At 62.6% G+C, this 18,601-nt stretch carries 19 protein-coding genes; 1 reads left to right on the top strand and 18 read right to left on the bottom strand.

Annotated features, from left to right (window positions below; genetic code table 11):
* Nucleotides 1–28: 28 nt before the first annotated feature.
* A complete protein-coding gene (locus VGN68_RS00675; protein ID WP_327472883.1) occupies nucleotides 29–2,398 on the top strand; it encodes a hypothetical protein in 2,370 nt (789 codons plus the stop codon).
* On the opposite strand, the gene VGN68_RS00670 is transcribed toward VGN68_RS00675, so the two are convergent.
* From VGN68_RS00670 to nuoF, 18 genes are all read right to left on the bottom strand, one after another.
* Complete coding sequence (locus VGN68_RS00670) at nucleotides 2,395–2,775, bottom strand: hypothetical protein (protein ID WP_327472881.1); 381 nt, start codon at nucleotides 2,773–2,775, stop codon at nucleotides 2,395–2,397. The genes VGN68_RS00675 and VGN68_RS00670 overlap by 4 nt on opposite strands.
* Nucleotides 2,776–3,132: 357 nt before the next feature.
* Nucleotides 3,133–3,393, bottom strand: coding sequence for a DUF1467 family protein (locus VGN68_RS00665; RefSeq protein WP_327472880.1), 261 nt, complete (start codon nucleotides 3,391–3,393; stop codon nucleotides 3,133–3,135).
* 14 nt (nucleotides 3,394–3,407) lie between these two features.
* On the bottom strand, nucleotides 3,408–5,042 hold the full coding sequence (locus VGN68_RS00660) for a ribonuclease J (protein WP_327472879.1): 1,635 nt from the start codon (nucleotides 5,040–5,042) through the stop codon (nucleotides 3,408–3,410).
* A complete protein-coding gene (locus tag VGN68_RS00655; RefSeq protein WP_327472877.1) occupies nucleotides 5,039–5,824 on the bottom strand; it encodes a type III pantothenate kinase in 786 nt (261 codons plus the stop codon). The genes VGN68_RS00660 and VGN68_RS00655 overlap by 4 nt, the downstream gene beginning before the upstream one ends.
* Nucleotides 5,825–6,541: a biotin--[acetyl-CoA-carboxylase] ligase gene (locus VGN68_RS00650; protein ID WP_327472948.1), complete on the bottom strand. Its 717-nt coding sequence runs from the start codon at nucleotides 6,539–6,541 to the stop codon at nucleotides 5,825–5,827.
* Between the two features lie 8 nt (nucleotides 6,542–6,549).
* Nucleotides 6,550–7,983, bottom strand: coding sequence for an NADH-quinone oxidoreductase subunit NuoN (nuoN, locus tag VGN68_RS00645; protein ID WP_327472875.1), 1,434 nt, complete (start codon nucleotides 7,981–7,983; stop codon nucleotides 6,550–6,552).
* Nucleotides 7,980–9,533, bottom strand: a complete 1,554-nt coding sequence (locus VGN68_RS00640) for an NADH-quinone oxidoreductase subunit M (RefSeq protein ID WP_327472873.1) — start codon at nucleotides 9,531–9,533, stop codon at nucleotides 7,980–7,982. The genes nuoN and VGN68_RS00640 overlap by 4 nt, the downstream gene beginning before the upstream one ends.
* Nucleotides 9,530–11,575, bottom strand: coding sequence for an NADH-quinone oxidoreductase subunit L (nuoL, locus tag VGN68_RS00635; protein WP_327472871.1), 2,046 nt, complete (start codon nucleotides 11,573–11,575; stop codon nucleotides 9,530–9,532). Before nuoL ends, VGN68_RS00640 begins: the two co-directional genes overlap by 4 nt.
* A gap of 4 nt (nucleotides 11,576–11,579) precedes the next feature.
* Nucleotides 11,580–11,885, bottom strand: coding sequence for an NADH-quinone oxidoreductase subunit NuoK (gene nuoK / locus VGN68_RS00630; RefSeq protein WP_053554267.1), 306 nt, complete (start codon nucleotides 11,883–11,885; stop codon nucleotides 11,580–11,582).
* Nucleotides 11,882–12,493 carry an NADH-quinone oxidoreductase subunit J gene (locus VGN68_RS00625; RefSeq protein WP_327472869.1) on the bottom strand — a complete coding sequence of 204 codons (612 nt, stop codon included), beginning with the start codon at nucleotides 12,491–12,493 and terminating at the stop codon, nucleotides 11,882–11,884. Before VGN68_RS00625 ends, nuoK begins: the two co-directional genes overlap by 4 nt.
* A 12-nt stretch (nucleotides 12,494–12,505) precedes the next feature.
* Nucleotides 12,506–12,994, bottom strand: coding sequence for an NADH-quinone oxidoreductase subunit NuoI (gene nuoI / locus VGN68_RS00620; RefSeq protein WP_088441770.1), 489 nt, complete (start codon nucleotides 12,992–12,994; stop codon nucleotides 12,506–12,508).
* Nucleotides 12,991–14,037: an NADH-quinone oxidoreductase subunit NuoH gene (gene nuoH, locus VGN68_RS00615; protein WP_327472865.1), complete on the bottom strand. Its 1,047-nt coding sequence runs from the start codon at nucleotides 14,035–14,037 to the stop codon at nucleotides 12,991–12,993. The genes nuoI and nuoH overlap by 4 nt, the downstream gene beginning before the upstream one ends.
* Complete coding sequence (locus VGN68_RS00610) at nucleotides 14,034–14,174, bottom strand: hypothetical protein (RefSeq protein WP_327472863.1); 141 nt, start codon at nucleotides 14,172–14,174, stop codon at nucleotides 14,034–14,036. The genes nuoH and VGN68_RS00610 overlap by 4 nt, the downstream gene beginning before the upstream one ends.
* Nucleotides 14,171–16,198 (bottom strand): NADH-quinone oxidoreductase subunit NuoG, encoded by a 2,028-nt coding sequence (gene nuoG, locus VGN68_RS00605; protein WP_327472861.1) that lies wholly within the window; start codon nucleotides 16,196–16,198, stop codon nucleotides 14,171–14,173. The genes VGN68_RS00610 and nuoG overlap by 4 nt, the downstream gene beginning before the upstream one ends.
* Nucleotides 16,198–16,704 (bottom strand): hypothetical protein, encoded by a 507-nt coding sequence (locus VGN68_RS00600; RefSeq protein WP_327472859.1) that lies wholly within the window; start codon nucleotides 16,702–16,704, stop codon nucleotides 16,198–16,200. Before VGN68_RS00600 ends, nuoG begins: the two co-directional genes overlap by 1 nt.
* 197 nt (nucleotides 16,705–16,901) lie before the next feature.
* Nucleotides 16,902–17,024, bottom strand: a complete 123-nt coding sequence (locus VGN68_RS00595) for a hypothetical protein (RefSeq protein ID WP_327472857.1) — start codon at nucleotides 17,022–17,024, stop codon at nucleotides 16,902–16,904.
* Nucleotides 17,024–17,224: a hypothetical protein gene (locus tag VGN68_RS00590; protein WP_293697081.1), complete on the bottom strand. Its 201-nt coding sequence runs from the start codon at nucleotides 17,222–17,224 to the stop codon at nucleotides 17,024–17,026. The genes VGN68_RS00595 and VGN68_RS00590 overlap by 1 nt, the downstream gene beginning before the upstream one ends.
* A complete protein-coding gene (nuoF, locus tag VGN68_RS00585; RefSeq protein WP_327472854.1) occupies nucleotides 17,221–18,513 on the bottom strand; it encodes an NADH-quinone oxidoreductase subunit NuoF in 1,293 nt (430 codons plus the stop codon). The genes VGN68_RS00590 and nuoF overlap by 4 nt, the downstream gene beginning before the upstream one ends.
* Nucleotides 18,514–18,601 lie beyond the last annotated feature (88 nt).

Here is an 18,601-nt window from a genome sequence, read left to right as displayed (position 1 = left end):
GACGGCCATTTGATGCTAAGATGGCCGAATGACGGGGGACAAGAAAATCGTCGGATTGTGGCGGGATTCCGCCGAAATCCAGGATGTCGACAGCGCCGCGCAGGCCCACGCCGCGCCGCCCGAAACGGCGGCCGCGCCCGACACAGCGGTACCCGTCGAACGCGAGTGGCTCGAAATGGCGCCACTGAGCGCGACCGAAGATGTCGGCGATTATGCCGATGATGCGGGGCAGGCCCCGGCATGGCGCGATCGCGTCGCCCCGGCCCTGCTTGTTTTATTGGGCATCGGCTGGACAGGGTTCGCGCTGTCCGTCGCGACGGACGGTTTTGCGCGCAGCCCGGCGCTTGCCGACGCCCCTTCGCTAATCGCAACGATTGCGATGCCGCTAACCCTGCTCGCCGTACTGTGGATGGTGCTGCTGCGTTCGGGGCGTTCGGAGCAGGCGCGTTTCGCCCGGGTGGCAACGGCGCTGCGCGAAGAGAATCTGGCGCTCAATCAATCGATGCATTCGCTCGGCCTGCATCTGGCCGACGCGCAAAGGCAGCTCGGCGAACAGGCCAAGCTCGTTCAGCAGCTTGGCTTCGACACGGTCATGCGACTCAATGAAAGCAGCGACAAGCTGGCCAGTAACGCCTCCGTGATCGCCAATGCGCATGATCAGCTGGCGCGCTCAGGCGACGTCGCGATGCAGCGCATGGACGGCCTGCTCGCGGGCCTGCCGCGCATCGACGATGTGGCGCAGCGGCTCGCGGTGAATTTCCGCGAAGCCGGGCTCGTCGCGCACCAGCAGGGCGCCAGCCTGGAGGCCAAGCTGGCCGAACTCGGCGAAGCAGCCGCCAAGACTGCGCAAACCGGGGAGACCGCGACTGCCGGCATTCTCGAAGCGATTGTTGCGCTGCAGGAACAGGGCAAGGAGACTGAAACCGGCCTGCTCGCGGCTTCTACCCAAGTGAGCAGCGCACACGACGCGGCGCTCGCCCGGATCACCAGCGCCAGCGCCAGCGCGCGCGACGACATGACATCGACAGTCGCCACCGTCACCGCGCAGATGGAGGAAAGCTGGCGTCTGTTCCGCGACGGCGTCGATACGGCAGCCGCGCAGATGGACGCCAAGCTGGCCGCCGCGCGCGATGCTGGCGATGCGATGGGCTCACAACTGGCCGCCCACGCCGACGCGAGCGACGCGCTGGCAACGCGGATCACCGCGCATGTCGCCGACGTGGCCCAGCAACTCGAGGTGCTCGACGTCAGCGTCAGCGCCAGCACCGGCGTCATCGGTCGCTCGATCGACGACACCAAAGCGCAGCTCAGCACCTTCATGCAGGAAGTGCAGAGTGGCAATGCGTCGGCGCACCAGCTGATCACCCACGCCGAATCGCTGCTCCTCGCGCTCGACGCCGTGACGCGCGAGCTCGACGAGACGCTCCCGCACGCGCTCGATCGCATGACCTCGCACGGCAAGGCAACGCAGACCGCGCTGTCGCAGCTGCGCCCGATGCTGGAAGCGTCGGAACTGGTCGCGCAATCGACGATGTCACACGTCAATGCGGTACAGGCGACGCTCAAATCGAACGAAGAACAGATGGTGGGGCACGCGACCAGCCAGCAGGCGCTGGTCGACCGCATCAATGGATCGCTGGCCGATGCAGAAGCCGCGCTGGCGAAGCTGCGCGATGGCGCCGACGATTTTGCCGAACAGGGCGGCGCGCGGATGATCGCGACACTGGGCGAGGTCCGCGCAACCGCGGATTCCGCCGCCGACGAGGCGCGACAGACGCTCGAAAAACTGGTTTCGGGCGCACGCGAAGCGATGCAGGCGACCGCGACCGAGGCAATCGACGCCGCGTTCAAGACCGAGATCATGGCGCAGCTGACCGCGATCGAAGAGGCCTCGGCCCGCGCGGTCGCGGCCGCGAATGGCGCCGCCGACCGGCTGATGCGCCAGCTGATTACGATCATGGACACCAGCGCGAGCGTCGAACAGCGCGTCGCCGAAGCCGAACAGGCAATCGCCGCATCCGACCGCGATTCGCTTGCCAAGCAGGTCGGGCTGCTGACCGAGGCGCTGAAATCGACCGCGATCGACGTCACCAAGATCCTGTCAACCGAAGTCAGCGACACCGCCTGGGACGCCTATCTGAAGGGCGACCGCGCCGTCTTCGCGCGCCGCGCGGTCAAGCTGATCGAGAATGGCGAGGCGAAAGAAATCCTGCGCCTCTACCAGAATGACGACGGCTTCCACGCGTCGGTGAATCAGTTCATCCACGATTTCGAAGCGATGCTGCGCCTGCTGATCGGCGCGCGCGACGGGTCGGCGATCAGCGTGACCCTGCTGTCCTCGGACATCGGCAAGCTGTATGTGGCGCTGGCGCAGGCGATCGACCGCTTGCGTAACTAAGCGGTGGTGGCGTCAACCGAGCGGCGTGGTGGGTTTCGGTCAAAATCAGACACGTTGTAAGGCAAAACTCGCTCGCGAATTGGTAGCAGCTGTCTGAGCAACTCTCGCATGGCGACCACCCTGTATGCTGCGTCAAGTGCGTCGCCGGAACGAGAACCATTTTCCGCAGCGACAAACACCTGCTTCTCCCTCTCCATCGTTTCGAATGCCATATCTATAATGGCCAAGCACCATCCTAAGTGCCGAATAGTCAACGTGACATGGTTTGGATTTAACGGTTGGTCGCCGAACATCACGCGATCATCGAAGGCCCATTGATCGATGAGCGCATCGCGGTCGTCCATCCCGATTATTTTGTCGATTTCCTCAGGACTCACGCGTGCTTCTCCCTGCATCCACTCCAAGGTGTCTACACTAGCGAGCATTGAAACAATCTAAATGACCGATTTTCAAGCTGCCCAAGACGCGCGCCTACACTCGGCTCTAACAAACACGAACTTCCGCTTCCCAGCCCTAAGCAGACTTCGCCTCCAAAAAGGTCTTTCCTACAATTTCAGGCTGTGCCAGCCTTTGTTTGACTCTTTCATTTGGTAGACAAATATCAGTCACGCCCCGGCTCGCCGGTGCGGCTAAGGCGAGGCTTGGAAAACGCATCCAAATCACCGCGAGGCCCAATTCGGGCCGCCCATAGGGCTGAACTTTCCTGAACTTTGCAGGATGTCAGGCACAGCGAGTCAGGCCCGACCGCTCACCACATTGGGATCGACGACCCCGCTCACATAGGCAGCATAATAAAGGACAAAGCCGATCGTGGCGACAATCGCCATCTGGAGGAGGATGCGCCCGGGCCGGAAAACCGCAGGCGCGCCGCGGTCTTGGCCCTTTACCATCGGTGCCTCATCGTCGCTCCCTTTGCGGCCGTGGAACGGCAGCACGAAAAAGGCGCTGAGCGCGAAAAACAGCGAATAGATCGCGAGGGCTGAGGTCCATTTCATCGTCCCAAATCCGTTCAGAGCTGCACAAGCATGACATCGACGACCGGTTTCTTGCCGGTCCAGTCGGTCGCGACGCGGCGCACGCTCAGTCGGATCGCCTCGCGCATTTTTTCCTGTTCCTTGGCGGGAGCGAGCGCCGCTTTCTCCGCCGCTTCGCGCATCTCGTCGATAAAGGCTTCGCGCTCGTCCTCGACCGGAACGCCGCGATAGCTGATCGCGACCTCGGTGAAGCGCTTGCCGGTAAAGATGACCGCGACGGTAATATGCCCATGCAGCGCCAGCTTGCGGCGCTCGTTGATCGTCTCTCCGTCGGCGGGCAGGATGACGTCGCCGTCGAGGATCAGCCGCCCTGCGCGCACGCGCTCGACAATCTGCGCCGGTCCCGGCGCCAGCCTGACCAGATCGCCATTTTCCTGGATCAGCGCATCGGGAACGCCTTTTTCCAGCGCAAAGCGCGCCTGTTCGTGCATGTGGCGAATCTCGCCATGCACCGGCACGACCAGCTTCGGCCGCAGCCAGCCATAGAGCGCCGCCAGTTCGGGCTGCCCCGGATGGCCGCTGACATGGATATGCGCCTGCTTTTCGGTGACGGTCAGAATGTCCTTCGCCGCAAGCTGATTCATGATCCGCCCGATCGCCACTTCGTTGCCGGGGATCTGCTTCGACGAAAAGACGACGGTGTCACCGGGCGCGAGTTTGATCTGGTGGCTGTCCGCCGCCATCCGGGCCAGCGCCGCACGCGGTTCGCCCTGCCCGCCCGTGGCGATCACCATCACCTTGTCGCGCGGCAGGCGCATCGCCTCGTCGAAATCGACCGTCGGCGGGAAGTCCTTCAGATAACCGACCGACCGCGCCACGCCCAAAATGCGGTCGAGCGAGCGTCCGGCGACACACAGCGTGCGCCCGGTTGCCGTAGCGACGCGACCCAGCGTCTTGAGACGCGCCGCGTTCGAGGCAAAGGTAGTGACGATGACGCGCCCTTTGGCATTGCCGACCGCGGTCAGCAGCCCACCATACAGATCGCCCTCGCTGCCCGATGCCTCGGGATTAAACGCATTGGTCGAATCGCCGACAAGGAAATCGACGCCTTCGTCGCCAATCGCAGTCAGCGCCGCAGCGCTCGACGGGGTGCCCAGCACCGGATCGGCGTCGAGCTTCCAGTCGCCGGTGTGGAACACGCGGCCATAGGGGGTGTCGATCACCGCCGCGCTCATCTCGAGGATCGAGTGCGCGAGCGGCATGAGGCGGATACCGAACGGGCCAAGCTGGAAATGCGCGTCGATGTCGACGGTCTTGATCTTGACCTCTTTCTCCAGTCCTTCCTCTGCCAGCTTGTTGGCGATCAGGCCGGCGGTGAAGCGGTTGGCGTAGAGCGGCACGCCAAGGTCGGCGGCGAGATACGGCAAGGCGCCGATATGATCCTCGTGCCCGTGGGTCAGGACAATCCCGAGCAAGTCCTTTTTGCGATCCTCGATAAATTCCAGGTCGGGCATGATGATGTCGATGCCGGGATAATCATGGGTGCCGAATGTCACGCCAAGGTCGAGCATGATCCATTTGCCGTCGCAGCCATAAAGATTGGCGTTCATACCAATCTCGCCCGATCCGCCGAGCGCGAGGAAAAGCAGCTCCTTGCCTGGAGTCGTCATATTGTCTGGTTCCGTTGGTTATAGAGGTGCATCAACCCGTTGAGCGTCAGATCGGGTTCGATGCGGTCAAACAGATGGGCCTGTTCCTGAAACAAGGTTGCAAGGCCGCCCGTCGCGATGACGGTCAGCGGCTTGCCGATTTCGGATTTCATCCGCCCTATGAGGCCTTCCATCATCGATACATAGCCCCAATAGACGCCGATCAGCATCTGGCTTTCGGTGGTGCGGCCGATCACGCTGGAGGTCGCGGGGGCTTCGATGGCGATGCGCGGGAGTTTGGCGGCGGCGGCAACCAGCGCCTCCAGTGACAAATTGACTCCGGGTGCGATGATGCCGCCCAGATAGGCGCCGTCGGTGTCGATGTGGTCGAGCGTCGTCGCGGTGCCGAAGCTGATGACGAGCTTGTCCTTGCCGGGTTCGACCGCTTGCGCCGCGATCGCGTTTACCGCGCGGTCGGCACCGACCGAGCGCGGCTCGTCGACCTTGAGCGCGATGCCCCATGTCACGGGCTCGCGTCCAGCGACCAACGCATCGACGCCGAAATATTTGACCGCCAACAGTTGCAGATTGTGGAGCGCGCGCGGCACGACCGTCGAGATGACCACTGCATCGACCTGCGCGCGGTCATAGCCCTCGATGCGCAGCAACTGATCGAGCCACACCATATATTCGTCGGCGGTGCGCCGGTCGTCGGTGGCGATCCGCCACCGCGCGCGCAGCTGCGATCCGTCGAACAGCGCAAATTTGGCATTGGTGTTGCCGACATCGATCGCGAGCAGCATCTATCTCTCTTTCTCGACCGTGCGGCCCAGTTCGACGTCCCCAGCGTGCACCAGCATGGTCTCGCCGCCCGCCACACGCAAGCGCAGCGCGCCATCCTCGGCAAGCCCATCGAATGTTCCGTCAACGCCCTGTTCGGACACGCGCAGCGGCGTGCCGAGCGGATGCGCCAGCGGCAGCCAGGTGCGGACGATACTCGCCACCCCCTCTTGCCGCCAGGTCCACAGCGCGTCGATCATAGCGATACCCAGCGCCCCGGAGAAATGATCGCGGTCAATCGCGGCACCTTTATCCGCCAGCGTCGCCGTTGCCCGGTCGGGCAATATGGGCGCCGCGACCAGATTGACGCCGACGCCGATCACCACCGAATTGCCGGTACGCTCCATCAAAATGCCCGCGCATTTGGCGCCGCCGATCAACAGGTCGTTCGGCCATTTGAGCTGCGCATTGATGTTCGGCGCGAGCGCGGCAACGGTCTTGGCCAGCGCCACTCCGGCAACCAGCGCCAGCGTTGCTGCCGACGGGTCGCCGACCGTCAGATGCACGACGGTCGAGCCCATGAAATTGCCCTGCCCGTCGTTCCAGTCGCGCCCCAGCCGTCCGCGCCCGGCGGTCTGGCGATCGGCGATCAGCCAATGCCCCTCGCCGACCTGCTCGCCGCTGGCCAGCCGCGCCAGCAGGTCGGCGTTGGTCGAACCTGTCTGCGCTACCTGCTCGATCGGCGGGATCAGAACAGCACCGCGGCGGCGCTCGCCGATACGACTGCGAGCATCGGGATGAAGAGATAACCGATAACCGAGAGCCAGAGTGCGCTCGCCGTGATCACCGCATCCTCGACGATTGCGCCACCGCCCGCGGGGATTTCGGTGTCCGAATTGTCATCGAAATACATCGTCTTGATGATCGCGATATAATAGAATGCCCCGATCACTGACGCGACGATGCCCGCAATCGCCAGCGGCAGCAGGTTGGCGTTCACCGCGGCCTCGAACACCAGATATTTCGGCCAGAAGCCGAACAGCGGCGGAATACCCGCCAGGCTGAACAGGAATACCGCCATCGCTGCCGCCAGTCCGGGGCGGCGCTGCGACAGACCCGCGAGCGCCGGGATGCTTTCGATATAATTGCCATCAGCGTCGCGCAATTGCAGCACGACCAAGAAGGCGCCAATCGTCGTCACGACATAGACGAGCAGATAGGTCAGCACGCCTTCGACCCCCGCCTGCGTTCCCGCAGCGAGACCGATCAGCATGAAGCCGACATTGTTGATCGACGAATAAGCGAGCAGGCGCTTGATATTCTTCTGCCCGATCGCGCCGACCGCACCGAGGATGATCGAGGCAAGCGCAAGGAAGATGATGATCTGCTGCCACGCGCCAATTGCAGGTCCCATCGCGTCGATGACAACGCGCGTCATCAGTGCCATCGCAGCGACTTTCGGCGCGCTGGCAAAGAAGGTCGTCACCGGGGTCGGTGCGCCTTCGTAAACGTCGGGGGTCCACATATGGAACGGCACAGCGCTGATCTTGAAACCAAGCCCCGCGAGCACAAATACGATGCCAAAGATCAACCCGATGTTCATCTCGCCGCCCATGCGCGCCGCAATGCCGCTGAAATCGGTGGTGCCGGTAAAGCCATAGAGCAGCGAAATGCCATAGAGCAGCATTCCCGACGCGAGCGCACCGAGCACGAAGTATTTGAGGCCGGCTTCGGTCGAGCGCTCGTCGGTGCGCATGAAGCTGGCGAGCACATAGGCCGCGAGGCTGTTGAGTTCGAGCCCGACGTACAGCGTCATCAGGTCGCGCGACGACGCCATGATCCCCATACCAAGCGCCGCGAACAGGATCAGAGTCGGATATTCGGCGCGCATCCCGCCCGTGAAAAAGCGCGGCGCGATGAGGATGCAGATAAAGCTGGCGGCGTAGATCAGCAGCTTGGCGAAGCCGCCGAAGCCGTCGACCGACAGCGTCCCTGAAAAGACCGTGGCATTGACGCCGAACAGCGCCACGACAGCGGCAGCTGCCGCTGCCAGCGTCAGCAGCGCGCTAAGCTGGTAAAGGCCGACCTGCCGGTCACCCAGGAAGGTTCCGAGCATCAGGGTGATCAGCCCACCGATCGTCAGGATCAGTTCGGGCCAGATGAGTGCGAGATCGGCGGTCATTGGACGCCTCCCGCATGGCTCGATCCGTGCGCGGTGTCACCCTGCGCCTTGGCGGGCTGCGGTTTTCCAGCCGCCAGTTGGGCATCACCCGCTGGCTTGGCCGGAGCAAGCCGCGCGACAACCGTCGTCACATCGCCGCGCATCGGCGCGAGGAAGCTTTCGGGATAAACACCCATCCACAGTGCCACGGCGGCCAGCGGCGCCAGCACCGCCCATTCGCGGGGATTGAGGTCGGGCATCGCCTTGACATCGTCCTTGGTGAGTTCGCCGAACACGACGCGGCGGTAGAGATAGAGCATATATGCAGCGCCAAGAATGATCCCGGTGGTGCACACAAAGGCAACCCAGCTCGACGCTTCATAAATCCCGGCAAGGCTCAGGAATTCGCCGACAAAACCGCTGGTCCCGGGCAGACCGATCGACGCCATAGTGAACAGCATGAAGAAGATCGCATAGGCCGGCATGTTGACCGCAAGCCCGCCGTAGCGGTCGATCTCGCGCGTGTGCAGGCGGTCGTAAATGACGCCGACGCAGAAGAAGAGCGCCGCCGAGACGACGCCATGGCTGAGCATGATGATCAGCGCGCCTTCGATCCCCTGCTGGTTGAAGGCGAACAGGCCCGCGGTGACGATCGCCATATGCGCGACCGACGAGTAAGCGATCAGCTTCTTCATGTCGCTCTGCACCAGCGCGACGAGGCTGGTATAAACCACCGCCACCATCGACAGGCCAAACACGATCCACATCAGCTGCGCCGAGGCATCGGGGAACATCGGCATCATGAAGCGGATGAAGCCATAGGCGCCGAGCTTCAGCAGTACGCCGGCGAGGATCATCGATCCCGCCGTCGGCGCCTGGACGTGCGCGTCGGGCAGCCAGGTGTGGACGGGCCACATCGGCATCTTGACCGCCAGGCTGGCGAAGAAGGCGAGCCACAGCCACGTCTGCATTTCGACCGGGAAGTCGTAGTTGAGCAGCGTCTGAATGTCGGTCGTCCCCGCTTCGGCGATCATCGCGATCATCGCGATCAGCATCAGCACCGAGCCGAGCAGCGTGTAGAGGAAGAATTTATACGCCGCATATTTGCGGTTCGCGCCGCCCCAAATGCCGATGATGAAGTACATCGGGATCAGGCCAGCCTCGAAGAAGATGTAGAACAGCAGCAGATCCTGCGCGCAGAACACGCCGATCATAATCGTTTCCATGACGAGGAACATCGCCATGTAGAGGCCAACACGGCTCTTGATCGCGTCCCAGCTGGCAAGGATGCACAACGGCATCAGGAACACGCTGAGCATGATCAGCATCAGAGCCATGCCGTCGATGCCGAGCGCCCAGCTGAACCGCCCGAACAGGTCGGCGCGTTCGGTGAACTGCCACTGCGGCCCGCCGATATCGAACTGCGCCCACATCACACAGCCGAGCACGAAGGTGACCAGCGTCGCGCCCAGCGCGATCAGCCGCGCCAATCGGTCGCCTGCGAACAGGCACGCGATCGCGGCAACGGCGGGGATCGCCAGCATCAGCGAAAGGATCGGAAAACCGCTCACAGGAACTTCACCATGGCCCAGCTGGCCAGGCCGACAAGCCCGAGCAGCATCACAAACGCATATCCATAAACATAACCCGATTGCAGCCGCACCGCGAGCCGCGTGCCGCCCTGGACGAGCGCCGCCGCGCCATCGGGACCGAAGCGGTCGATGGTCTGCTCATCGCCGCGCTTCCAGAAGAAGCGGCCGATCACAAAGGCGGGCTTCACGAAGACGATGTTGTAGAGCTCGTCGAAATACCATTTGTTGTAGAGGAACTGGTGCAGCAGCTTGAACTGCGCAACGAAGCGGCCCGGCAACGTGGTGTTGCGGATATAGCTGTTCCACGCGAGGAACAGCCCGATCGCCATCACCGTGAACGGCGTCCATTTCACCCACAGGGGGACTTCATGCGCGGCGTGCATCAGTTCGGCGTCGAAGGCGAGACTCCCGTTCCAGAAAGCCATGCCTTCTTCGGGATAGATGAAAGGATATTTGAACGCGAAGCCTGCGAACACCGCACCGATCGACAGAATGATCAACGGGATCAGCATGGTGACCGGGCTTTCGTGGGGTTTGTAGCCAGCGGTGCCATCGCCATGCGCGGCGTGATGATGATCGTCATGGGCCGCGTGGGCGTGGTCTTCATGACCGTGCCCATGATCGTCGTGCACCGCATGCTGGATATGCTTGCTCTGCTCCCAGCGCGCCGTGCCGTGGAAGGTCAGGAAGACCAGACGCCACGAATAGAAGCTGGTCAGGAAAGCGACGAAGATGCCGACCCAGAAGGCGATCACGCCGCCGCCGCCGCTCGCGAAGGCCGCTTCCAGGATGCCGTCCTTCGAATAGAAGCCCGCAAAGCCGAAAACGCCATAGATGCCGACGCCGGTGATCGCGAGCGTGCCCAGCATCATCGCCCAATAGGTAATCGGGATATCTTTCCGCAGCGCGCCATAATAACGCATGTCCTGTTCGTGGTGCATCGCGTGGATCACCGAACCGGCGCCCAGGAACAGCAATGCCTTGAAGAAGGCATGCGTGAACAGGTGGAACATCGCGGCGCCATAAGCGCCAGCGCCCGCGGCAAAGAACATGTAGCCGAGCTGCGAACAGGTCGAATAAGCAATGACGCGCTTGATGTCCCACTGCGTCGTCGCGACGGTCGCGGCGAAGAAGCAGGTCGCGGCGCCGACGAACATTACGACGCCCTGCGCGACGTCCGACATCTCGAACATCGGCGACAGGCGGCACACCATGAAAACGCCCGCGGTGACCATCGTCGCGGCGTGGATCAGCGCCGACACCGGGGTCGGGCCTTCCATCGCGTCGGGCAGCCAGGTGTGCAGACCGAGCTGCGCCGACTTGCCCATCGCGCCGATGAAAAGCAGCAGGCAGAGGATCGTCATCGTGTCGAGACGCATTCCCATGAAGCTGATTGTCGAGCCCGCCATGCCCGGCGCGGCGGCCAGAATTTCGGGGATCGACACGGTACCGAACACCAGGAAGGTACCGAAGATGCCGAGCATGAAACCCAGATCGCCGACGCGGTTGACGACGAATGCCTTGATCGCCGCGGCATTGGCGCTCGGCTTCTTGTACCAGAAACCGATTAGGAGGTACGACGCGAGACCGACGCCTTCCCAACCGAAGAACATCTGGACCAGATTGTTCGCGGTCACGAGCATCAGCATCGCAAAGGTAAAGAGCGAGAGATAGGCAAAGAAGCGCGGCTGGTCCGGGTCTTCCTCCATATAGCCCCAGCTATAGAGGTGGACGAGCGCCGACACCGTCGTGATCACGACGAGCATGACCGCGGTCAGCGCATCGACGCGCAATTCCCAGTTGAATTGCAGCGCGCCCGACGACACCCAGTGCAGCACCGTCACGACATCGGCCTCGCCGCTGCCCATCACGAACGACAGGAAGATCGGCCAGCTGAGCGCGGCGCTGGTGAACAGCGCGCCGGTGGTGATCAGCTTGGCCGCGAACGAGCCGATGGCCCGCTGGCCCAGCCCTGCGACAAGCGCCGCGAGCAGCGGCAGGAAAACGATCGCCTGAATCACCGGCTTACCCCTTCATCCGGTTGGCGTCATCGACCGCAATGGTGCCGCGGCCGCGGAAATAGATCACAAGAATGGCAAGCCCGATCGCAGCTTCGCCCGCCGCGACGGTCAGCACGAACATCGCGAACACCTGTCCGACCAGGTCGCCGAGCGCGGCGCTGAACGCGACGAGGTTGATGTTCACCGCGAGCAGAATGAGCTCGATCGCCATCAGGATGACGATGATATTCTTGCGGTTGATAAAGATGCCGAGCACGCCGAGCGTGAACAGCACCGCCGAAACGGCGAGGTAATGGCCGACCGAAATCACAACTCCATCCCCTGCCCGACGCCCGGATCGACCAGCCGCGTCGCATCCTGCGGACGGCGCTGGTTCTGCAATGAGATATTCTGGGTGCGCACTCCGCCGCGCTGGCGATGCGTCAGCACGATCGCCCCGATCATCGCGACGAGCAGGATGATCCCCGCGGCCTCGAACAGGAAGATGTAGCGCGTGTAGAGCAGTTCACCGATCTGCTGGATATTGCTCTTGTCGGTCACCGCCGGTGCGGCACGCGCGGCCAGATCGACCCCGCCCGCGCTCCACGCGCCCAACGCGAAGATCAACTCCGCGACAAGGATGATCGCGACCAGTGCGCCGAGCGGCAGATAGCGCACAAAACCGGCGCGCAATTCTGCGAAATCGATGTTGAGCATCATCACGACGAACAGGAACAGCACCGCGACCGCGCCGACATAAACGATGACGAGCAGCATCGCGATGAACTCGGCCCCCGCCAGCAGCATCAGTCCCGCCGCGTTGAAGAAGGCAAGGATCAGCCACATGACGCTATGGACCGGATTGCGCGCGAAAATCACCATCGCCGCAGAGGCGATGACGATCGTCGCGAACAGGTAAAAGGCAAAGAGTTGGATCATGTGCGCGCGCCCTTACCGATAGGGCGCGTCGGCGGCAAGATTCGCCGCGATCGCGCGTTCCCATTTGTCGCCATTGGCGAGCAGCTTGGCCTTGTCATAGAGCAGTTCTTCGCGCGTTTCGGTCGCATATTCGAAGTTCGGCCCCTCGACCACCGCATCGACCGGGCATGCTTCCTGGCAAAAGCCGCAATAGATGCACTTGGTCATGTCGATGTCGTAGCGCGTAGTGCGGCGCGAGCCGTCCTCGCGCGGCTCGGCCTCGATCGTGATCGCCTGCGCCGGGCACACCGCTTCGCACAGCTTGCACGCGATGCAGCGTTCCTCGCCGTTCGGATAACGGCGCAGCGCATGTTCGCCGCGGAAACGCGGGCTCAGCGGGTTCTTCTCGAACGGATAGTTGATCGTCGCCTTCGGCTTGAAGAAATATTTGAGCGTGAGGGCATGCGCCTTCACAAACTCCCACAGCGTGAAGCTTTTGATGAGGTGGGCAATGGACGTCATGAATACCTCGTAAGCATCAGCCAGCCCGAGATCAGGAAGATCCAGATCAGGCTGATCGGCAGGAAGATTTTCCAGCCCAGGCGCATCAGCTGGTCATAGCGGTAGCGCGGCACGGTCGCCTTCACCCAGCTGAAGATGAAGAAGAAGGCGAGTATCTTGCCGAACAGCCACAACCAGCCCGGGACGTCAAACCACGGGAAATCGATGTTGAGCGGCGGCAGCCAGCCGCCCCAGAAAAGCACCGCGTTCAGCGTCGCCATGAGCAGGACATTGGCATATTCGCCGAGCCAGAACAGCGCGAAGCTCATCGACGAATATTCGGTCTGATAGCCGGCGACGAGCTCGCTCTCGGCCTCGGTCAGATCGAAGGGCGCGCGCGCGGTTTCGGCGAGGCTGGCGATCAGGAAGATGACCGCGAGCGGGAACAGCAGCAGGTTGAAGCCAAAGGCGTTGACGATGCCTAGCCCATGGCCCTGCTGCGCCTTGATGATTTCGTTGAGGTTGAAGCTGTCGGCATAGAGCACAACCCCGACCAGGATGAACCCGATCGACACTTCATAGGAAATCATCTGCGCGGCGGCGCGCATCGCGGAAAAGAAGGGATATTTCGAGTTCGACGCCCAGCCCGACAGCACGACGCCATACACACCGAGCGACGAGATCGCGAGGATGTAGAGCAAGCCAACATTGATGTCGGCGAGCACGGCGCCCGAATTGAACGGGATCACCGCCCATGCCATCAGCGCGACCGTGAAGGTGATGATCGGCGCGATCAGGAACAGACCGCGGTTCGCACCGGTCGGGATGATCGTTTCCTGCAAAAACACTTTCAGCCCGTCGGCAAAGCTTTGCAGCAGCCCGAAGGGTCCGACGACATTCGGCCCGCGGCGCAGCGCCATCGCCGCCCAGATCTTGCGGTCGGCATAGATGATCATCGCGACCGCGAGCATCAGCGGCAACGCAATCAGCAGGATGCCCGCGACGGTTGCGACGCCCCAAGCCCAGTTCGGGTCCATACCCCAGGAGATAAAGGTCTCGGTCATTTCCGCGTCCCGTCCTGGTTGCGCCAGCCGTTGTGCGGCCCGGGCTTCTCGGACTTGTTGCGCGGATTAAAGCCGCGCCAAACGGCAAAGCTCATCCTGGCCAGCATGACGCTGGCGATTGCATGTACCGGGGTCATTCCGCGGCCTCCGCATAGTCACCGCCATGGAGGATTTCGTCCGAGCAGCGCTGCATCGTCGGCGACGCACGGCAGATGGCGTTGGTGAGGTAGAAATCCTTGATCGGCGAAGGGATCGCGCGGGCCTCGGGCTTGGCGGGCAGCTTGGGTACCGACCAGCCGTAATTGGCGACGCCTTCGACGCCGAGCGCCGGAACTGCTGCAATCATCGCGGAGCGGCACGCATCGAAGCTGTCAAAACCGAGCGACACGCCCAGCGTATCGGCCAAGGCCCGGAAAATGCTCCAGTCTTCACGCGCGTCACCCGGTGCGAACACCGCCTTTTCGCTGCGCTGAACGCGGCCCTCGGTGTTGACCGTGGTAAAGTCCTTTTCGGTCCACGCCGCCGCGGGCAGGATGACGTCGGCGGCATGGGCGCCCTTGTCACCATGATGGCCGACATAGACCTTCAGCGTCTTGGCAAAGCCGGTGAAATCGACCTCGTCGGCGCCGAGGAAAAACGCCAGCTTCGGTTTCGCCGCGACGATATCCTTGATCCCGCCGGGCTGCGCATAGCCGAGCATCAGCCCACCCATGCGGCTCGCCGCCATATGGACGACCGAAAAGCCGTTCCAGCCTCCTGAGCCTGTCGAAGGACGGACCGCGTTCACCGACTTGGCAAGCGCCAGCGCCGCACCATGAACGCCGGGAACCGCAAGGCCGCCGCCGCCAACGATGATTAGCGGACGTTCGGCGCCCTTCAGCGCGTCGAGCGCCGCCGCGGGCAGCTTTGCGACGAGCGAAGCATCGTCGCCGAGCCAGCTGACCTTGTACGTCTGATCCTTCTCTGGACCGATCGCAAAGACCTTCGCGCCCTTCTTCCACACCGCCTTGCGGATCCGCGTGTTGATCAGCGGAGCTTCCCAGCGCAGGTTCGTACCGATTAGCAGGATCACGTCGGCATTCTCGGCCTCGGCGATGCCAGTGTTGAAATTCACCGCCGACAGGCTGCTGACGTCATAGTCGAGCCCGGTCTGGCGCCCTTCGAGCAACGTCGAGCCGAGCGCATTGACCAGCGCCATCGCCGCAAACATCGTCTCGCAATCGGCCAGGTCGCCCGCGATCGCGGCGACCGATTTTCCCGCGTTCACGGCCTTGATTGCCTCAAATGCTTCGGCCCATGTCGCTTCGACCAGCTGGCCGTCGCGGCGCACATAGGGCCGATCGAGACGGCGCCGGGTCAGGCCGTCGACATGGTGGCGCGTTTTGTCGCTCGCCCATTCCTCGTTCACATCATCGTTGATCCGCGGCAACACGCGCAGCACCTGACGCCCGCGCGCGTCGATCCGCACGTTGGTGCCGACCGCGTCCATCATGTCGATGCCCAGCGTCTTGGTCAGTTCCCACGGCCGCGCTTCGAACGCATAGGGTTTGCTGGTCAGTGCGCCGACCGGACACAAGTCGACGACATTGCCCGACAGTTCGCTCGCAACCGCCCGCTCGAGATACGACGTTATCTGCATATTCTCGCCGCGCCCGATCGCGCCGATGTCTTCGACCCCGGCGACTTCCTCGGCAAAGCGGACGCAGCGCGTGCACTGGATACAGCGGGTCATCACCGTCTTGACGATCGGACCCATATATTTCTCGGTCACCGCGCGCTTGTTTTCGTCATAGCGCGTCGCGCCGCGGCCATAGGCGATCGACTGGTCCTGCAAGTCGCATTCGCCCCCCTGATCGCAAATCGGGCAGTCGAGCGGGTGGTTGATGAGCAGGAACTCCATCACCCCCTCGCGCGCCTTCTTCACCATCGGGCTGTCGGTCTTGATGATCTGCCCCTCGGCAGTCGGCAGCGCGCACGACGCCTGCGGCTTCGGCGGGCCGGGCGCGACTTCGACCAGGCACATGCGACAATTGCCGGCGATGCTCAGGCGTTCATGATAGCAGAAACGCGGGATTTCCTTCCCCGCCAGTTCGCACGCCTGCAGGACGGTAGCGCCCTGTGGGACGTCGAGTTCTTCGCCATCTACGGTTACTTTAGGCATTATAAGTCCTCAGTCGCGGTTTTCGGTTGGCTTGCGCGAACCGACAGGCGATAAAGTGCCTCTCCGATGACTCCTCGAAGCACCGACTTGGAAAATTTCAGCTGCGATCCCTGAGACAAGCATCCTTCCATCGACGGAACAATGCTCGCAAATGCGACGCCTTCCGACTTGCTCGCTACTCCACTCAGTATGAGATTGCGGGCTTCTTCCGGCGCCTTGCGCACGGTGCAATCGGCAACTTGGATTAGTGCTACGTGTGAAGGGGAAGGCGTCTCCAAAGCGTCAGCCCCTACCGCAGCGTAATCGACATCCGGGGTGGCCGCGAAGTCGAGCGGCCCGACTTTACGGTAGTCTTTTTGATAAAGGACGTCGTACACGCCGCCTCGGAACAGAAACTCGTTGAACCGCATTTCTCCGGTGGAGAGACAATCATCGACCGAAAGCGAGTTAGCCCTTTTGTGAGCGGCCTTTGATCCAGCGGCTGTTTTCAGATAAAGTTCGATCATCGACCGGTTCTTTTCAACCGCACATTTCGCATAGCGATACATTGCTACTCGCGCTCGATCTTGGTCGCTCAAACGCAGATCGTCAGGTATTTCGGCGGGAGGGGGACCCACGCGGGTTCCCGTCCTCTGCGCTTGAGCCGAGGGAGCACACAGAAGTGCAGCAGATACCGCTGTAACCAAGAGGCAGGAGTGCTGCATCACTCCGCCGCCTCTAATACGCCGCCGTTATCGCTAATACGCCGCTCCAGCTCGCACGCCTGCAGGGAGGTGGCACCCTGCAGGACATCGATTTCGACGCCATCTACGGTGACTTTAGGCATCAATCTGCTCCGTCCGCCGTCGGGTCGCCGCCGGCGCCTTGGTCATCAAAAAAACGACCCGAATTCGAGCTGTCGGCTTTCCGCCAGCCATTTTTGGCCGACGGCCGCAACCCGCGCTTGCCCCAAAGGACGCGCACGCCGAATGCGAGCATCAGCACGAAGGCAAGCAGCACGAGGCTCTTGATCTCGGCGTCACTCACTCCGCCGCCTCCAACACGCCGCCATTGTCACGGATACGCCGCTCCAGTTCGGGCCGGAAATGCTTGATCAACCCCTGGATCGGCCACGCCGCCGCATCGCCAAGGGCGCAGATGGTGTGGCCTTCGACCTGCTTGGTCACGTCGTAGAGCGTATCGATTTCGCTGATGTCGGCGTCGCCGGTGCGCAGCCGTTCCATTACGCGCCACATCCAGCCGGTGCCTTCGCGGCACGGGGTGCACTGGCCGCAGCTTTCATGCTTGTAGAAATAGCTGATGCGGCTGATCGCCTGGACGACGTCGGTCGATTTATCCATCACGATCGCGGCCGCGGTCCCGAGGCCTGATCCGACCGCTTTCAGCCCGTCGAAATCCATCGGGCAGTCCATGATTTCGGCTGCCGGGACCAGCGGCACCGACGAACCGCCGGGGATCACCGCGAGCAGATTGTCCCAGCCGCCGCGGATGCCGCCGCAATGCTTGTCGATCAACTCGCGGAACGGGATGCTCATCTCTTCCTCGACGACGCATGGCGTGTTCACATGGCCGCTGATTTGGAAAAGCTTGGTGCCCTTGTTGTTCTCGCGCCCAAAGGACGAGAACCACGGCGCGCCGCGGCGCAGGATCGTCGGGACGACCGCGATGCTCTCGACATTGTTGACCGTCGTCGGGCAGCCATAGAGGCCCGCTCCCGCCGGAAACGGCGGTTTCAGGCGCGGCTGGCCCTTTTTGCCCTCAAGGCTCTCGATCATCGCGGTTTCTTCGCCGCAGATATAGGCGCCGGCGCCGCGGTGGACGAAGACGTCGAAATCATAACCCGATTTCGCGGCATTCTTGCCGAGCAGCCCGGCGTCATACGCTTCCTGCACCGCGGCGAAGAGCGTCTCCGCCTCGCGGATAAACTCGCCGCGGATGTAGATGTACGCGGCGCGTGCGCGCATCGCAAAGCCGGCGATCAGCGCGCCTTCGATCAGCTTGTGCGGATCGTGGCGGATGATTTCGCGGTCCTTGCATGAACCCGGCTCGGACTCGTCCGCGTTGATGACGAGGAAGCTCGGGCGGTCGACGCGCGGCTCCTTTGGCATGAACGACCATTTCAGGCCCGTCGGAAAGCCCGCGCCGCCGCGGCCGCGCAGGCCCGACGCCTTGATCTCCTCGATGATCGCGTCCTGGCCGCGCTTCATCAGATCCTTGGTCTTGTCCCAATCCCCGCGCGCCTGCGCCGATTTCAGGTTCCACGGCTGGAAGCCATAGATGTTGGTGAAGATGCGATCTTTGTCGTGGAGGCTCATGCGCCTTCCCCTACATCGTCACCCCGGACTTGATCCGGGGTCCAAGCGACGCACGTGGTCATGGATGCCGGATCAAGTCCGGCATGAC

The organism is Sphingopyxis sp. (assembly GCF_035998965.1).
Classification (GTDB): Bacteria; Pseudomonadota; Alphaproteobacteria; order Sphingomonadales; family Sphingomonadaceae; genus Sphingopyxis.
Note: the sequence above shows the minus strand (reverse complement) of the source record. Positions and strands in the feature narration are given on the sequence as shown.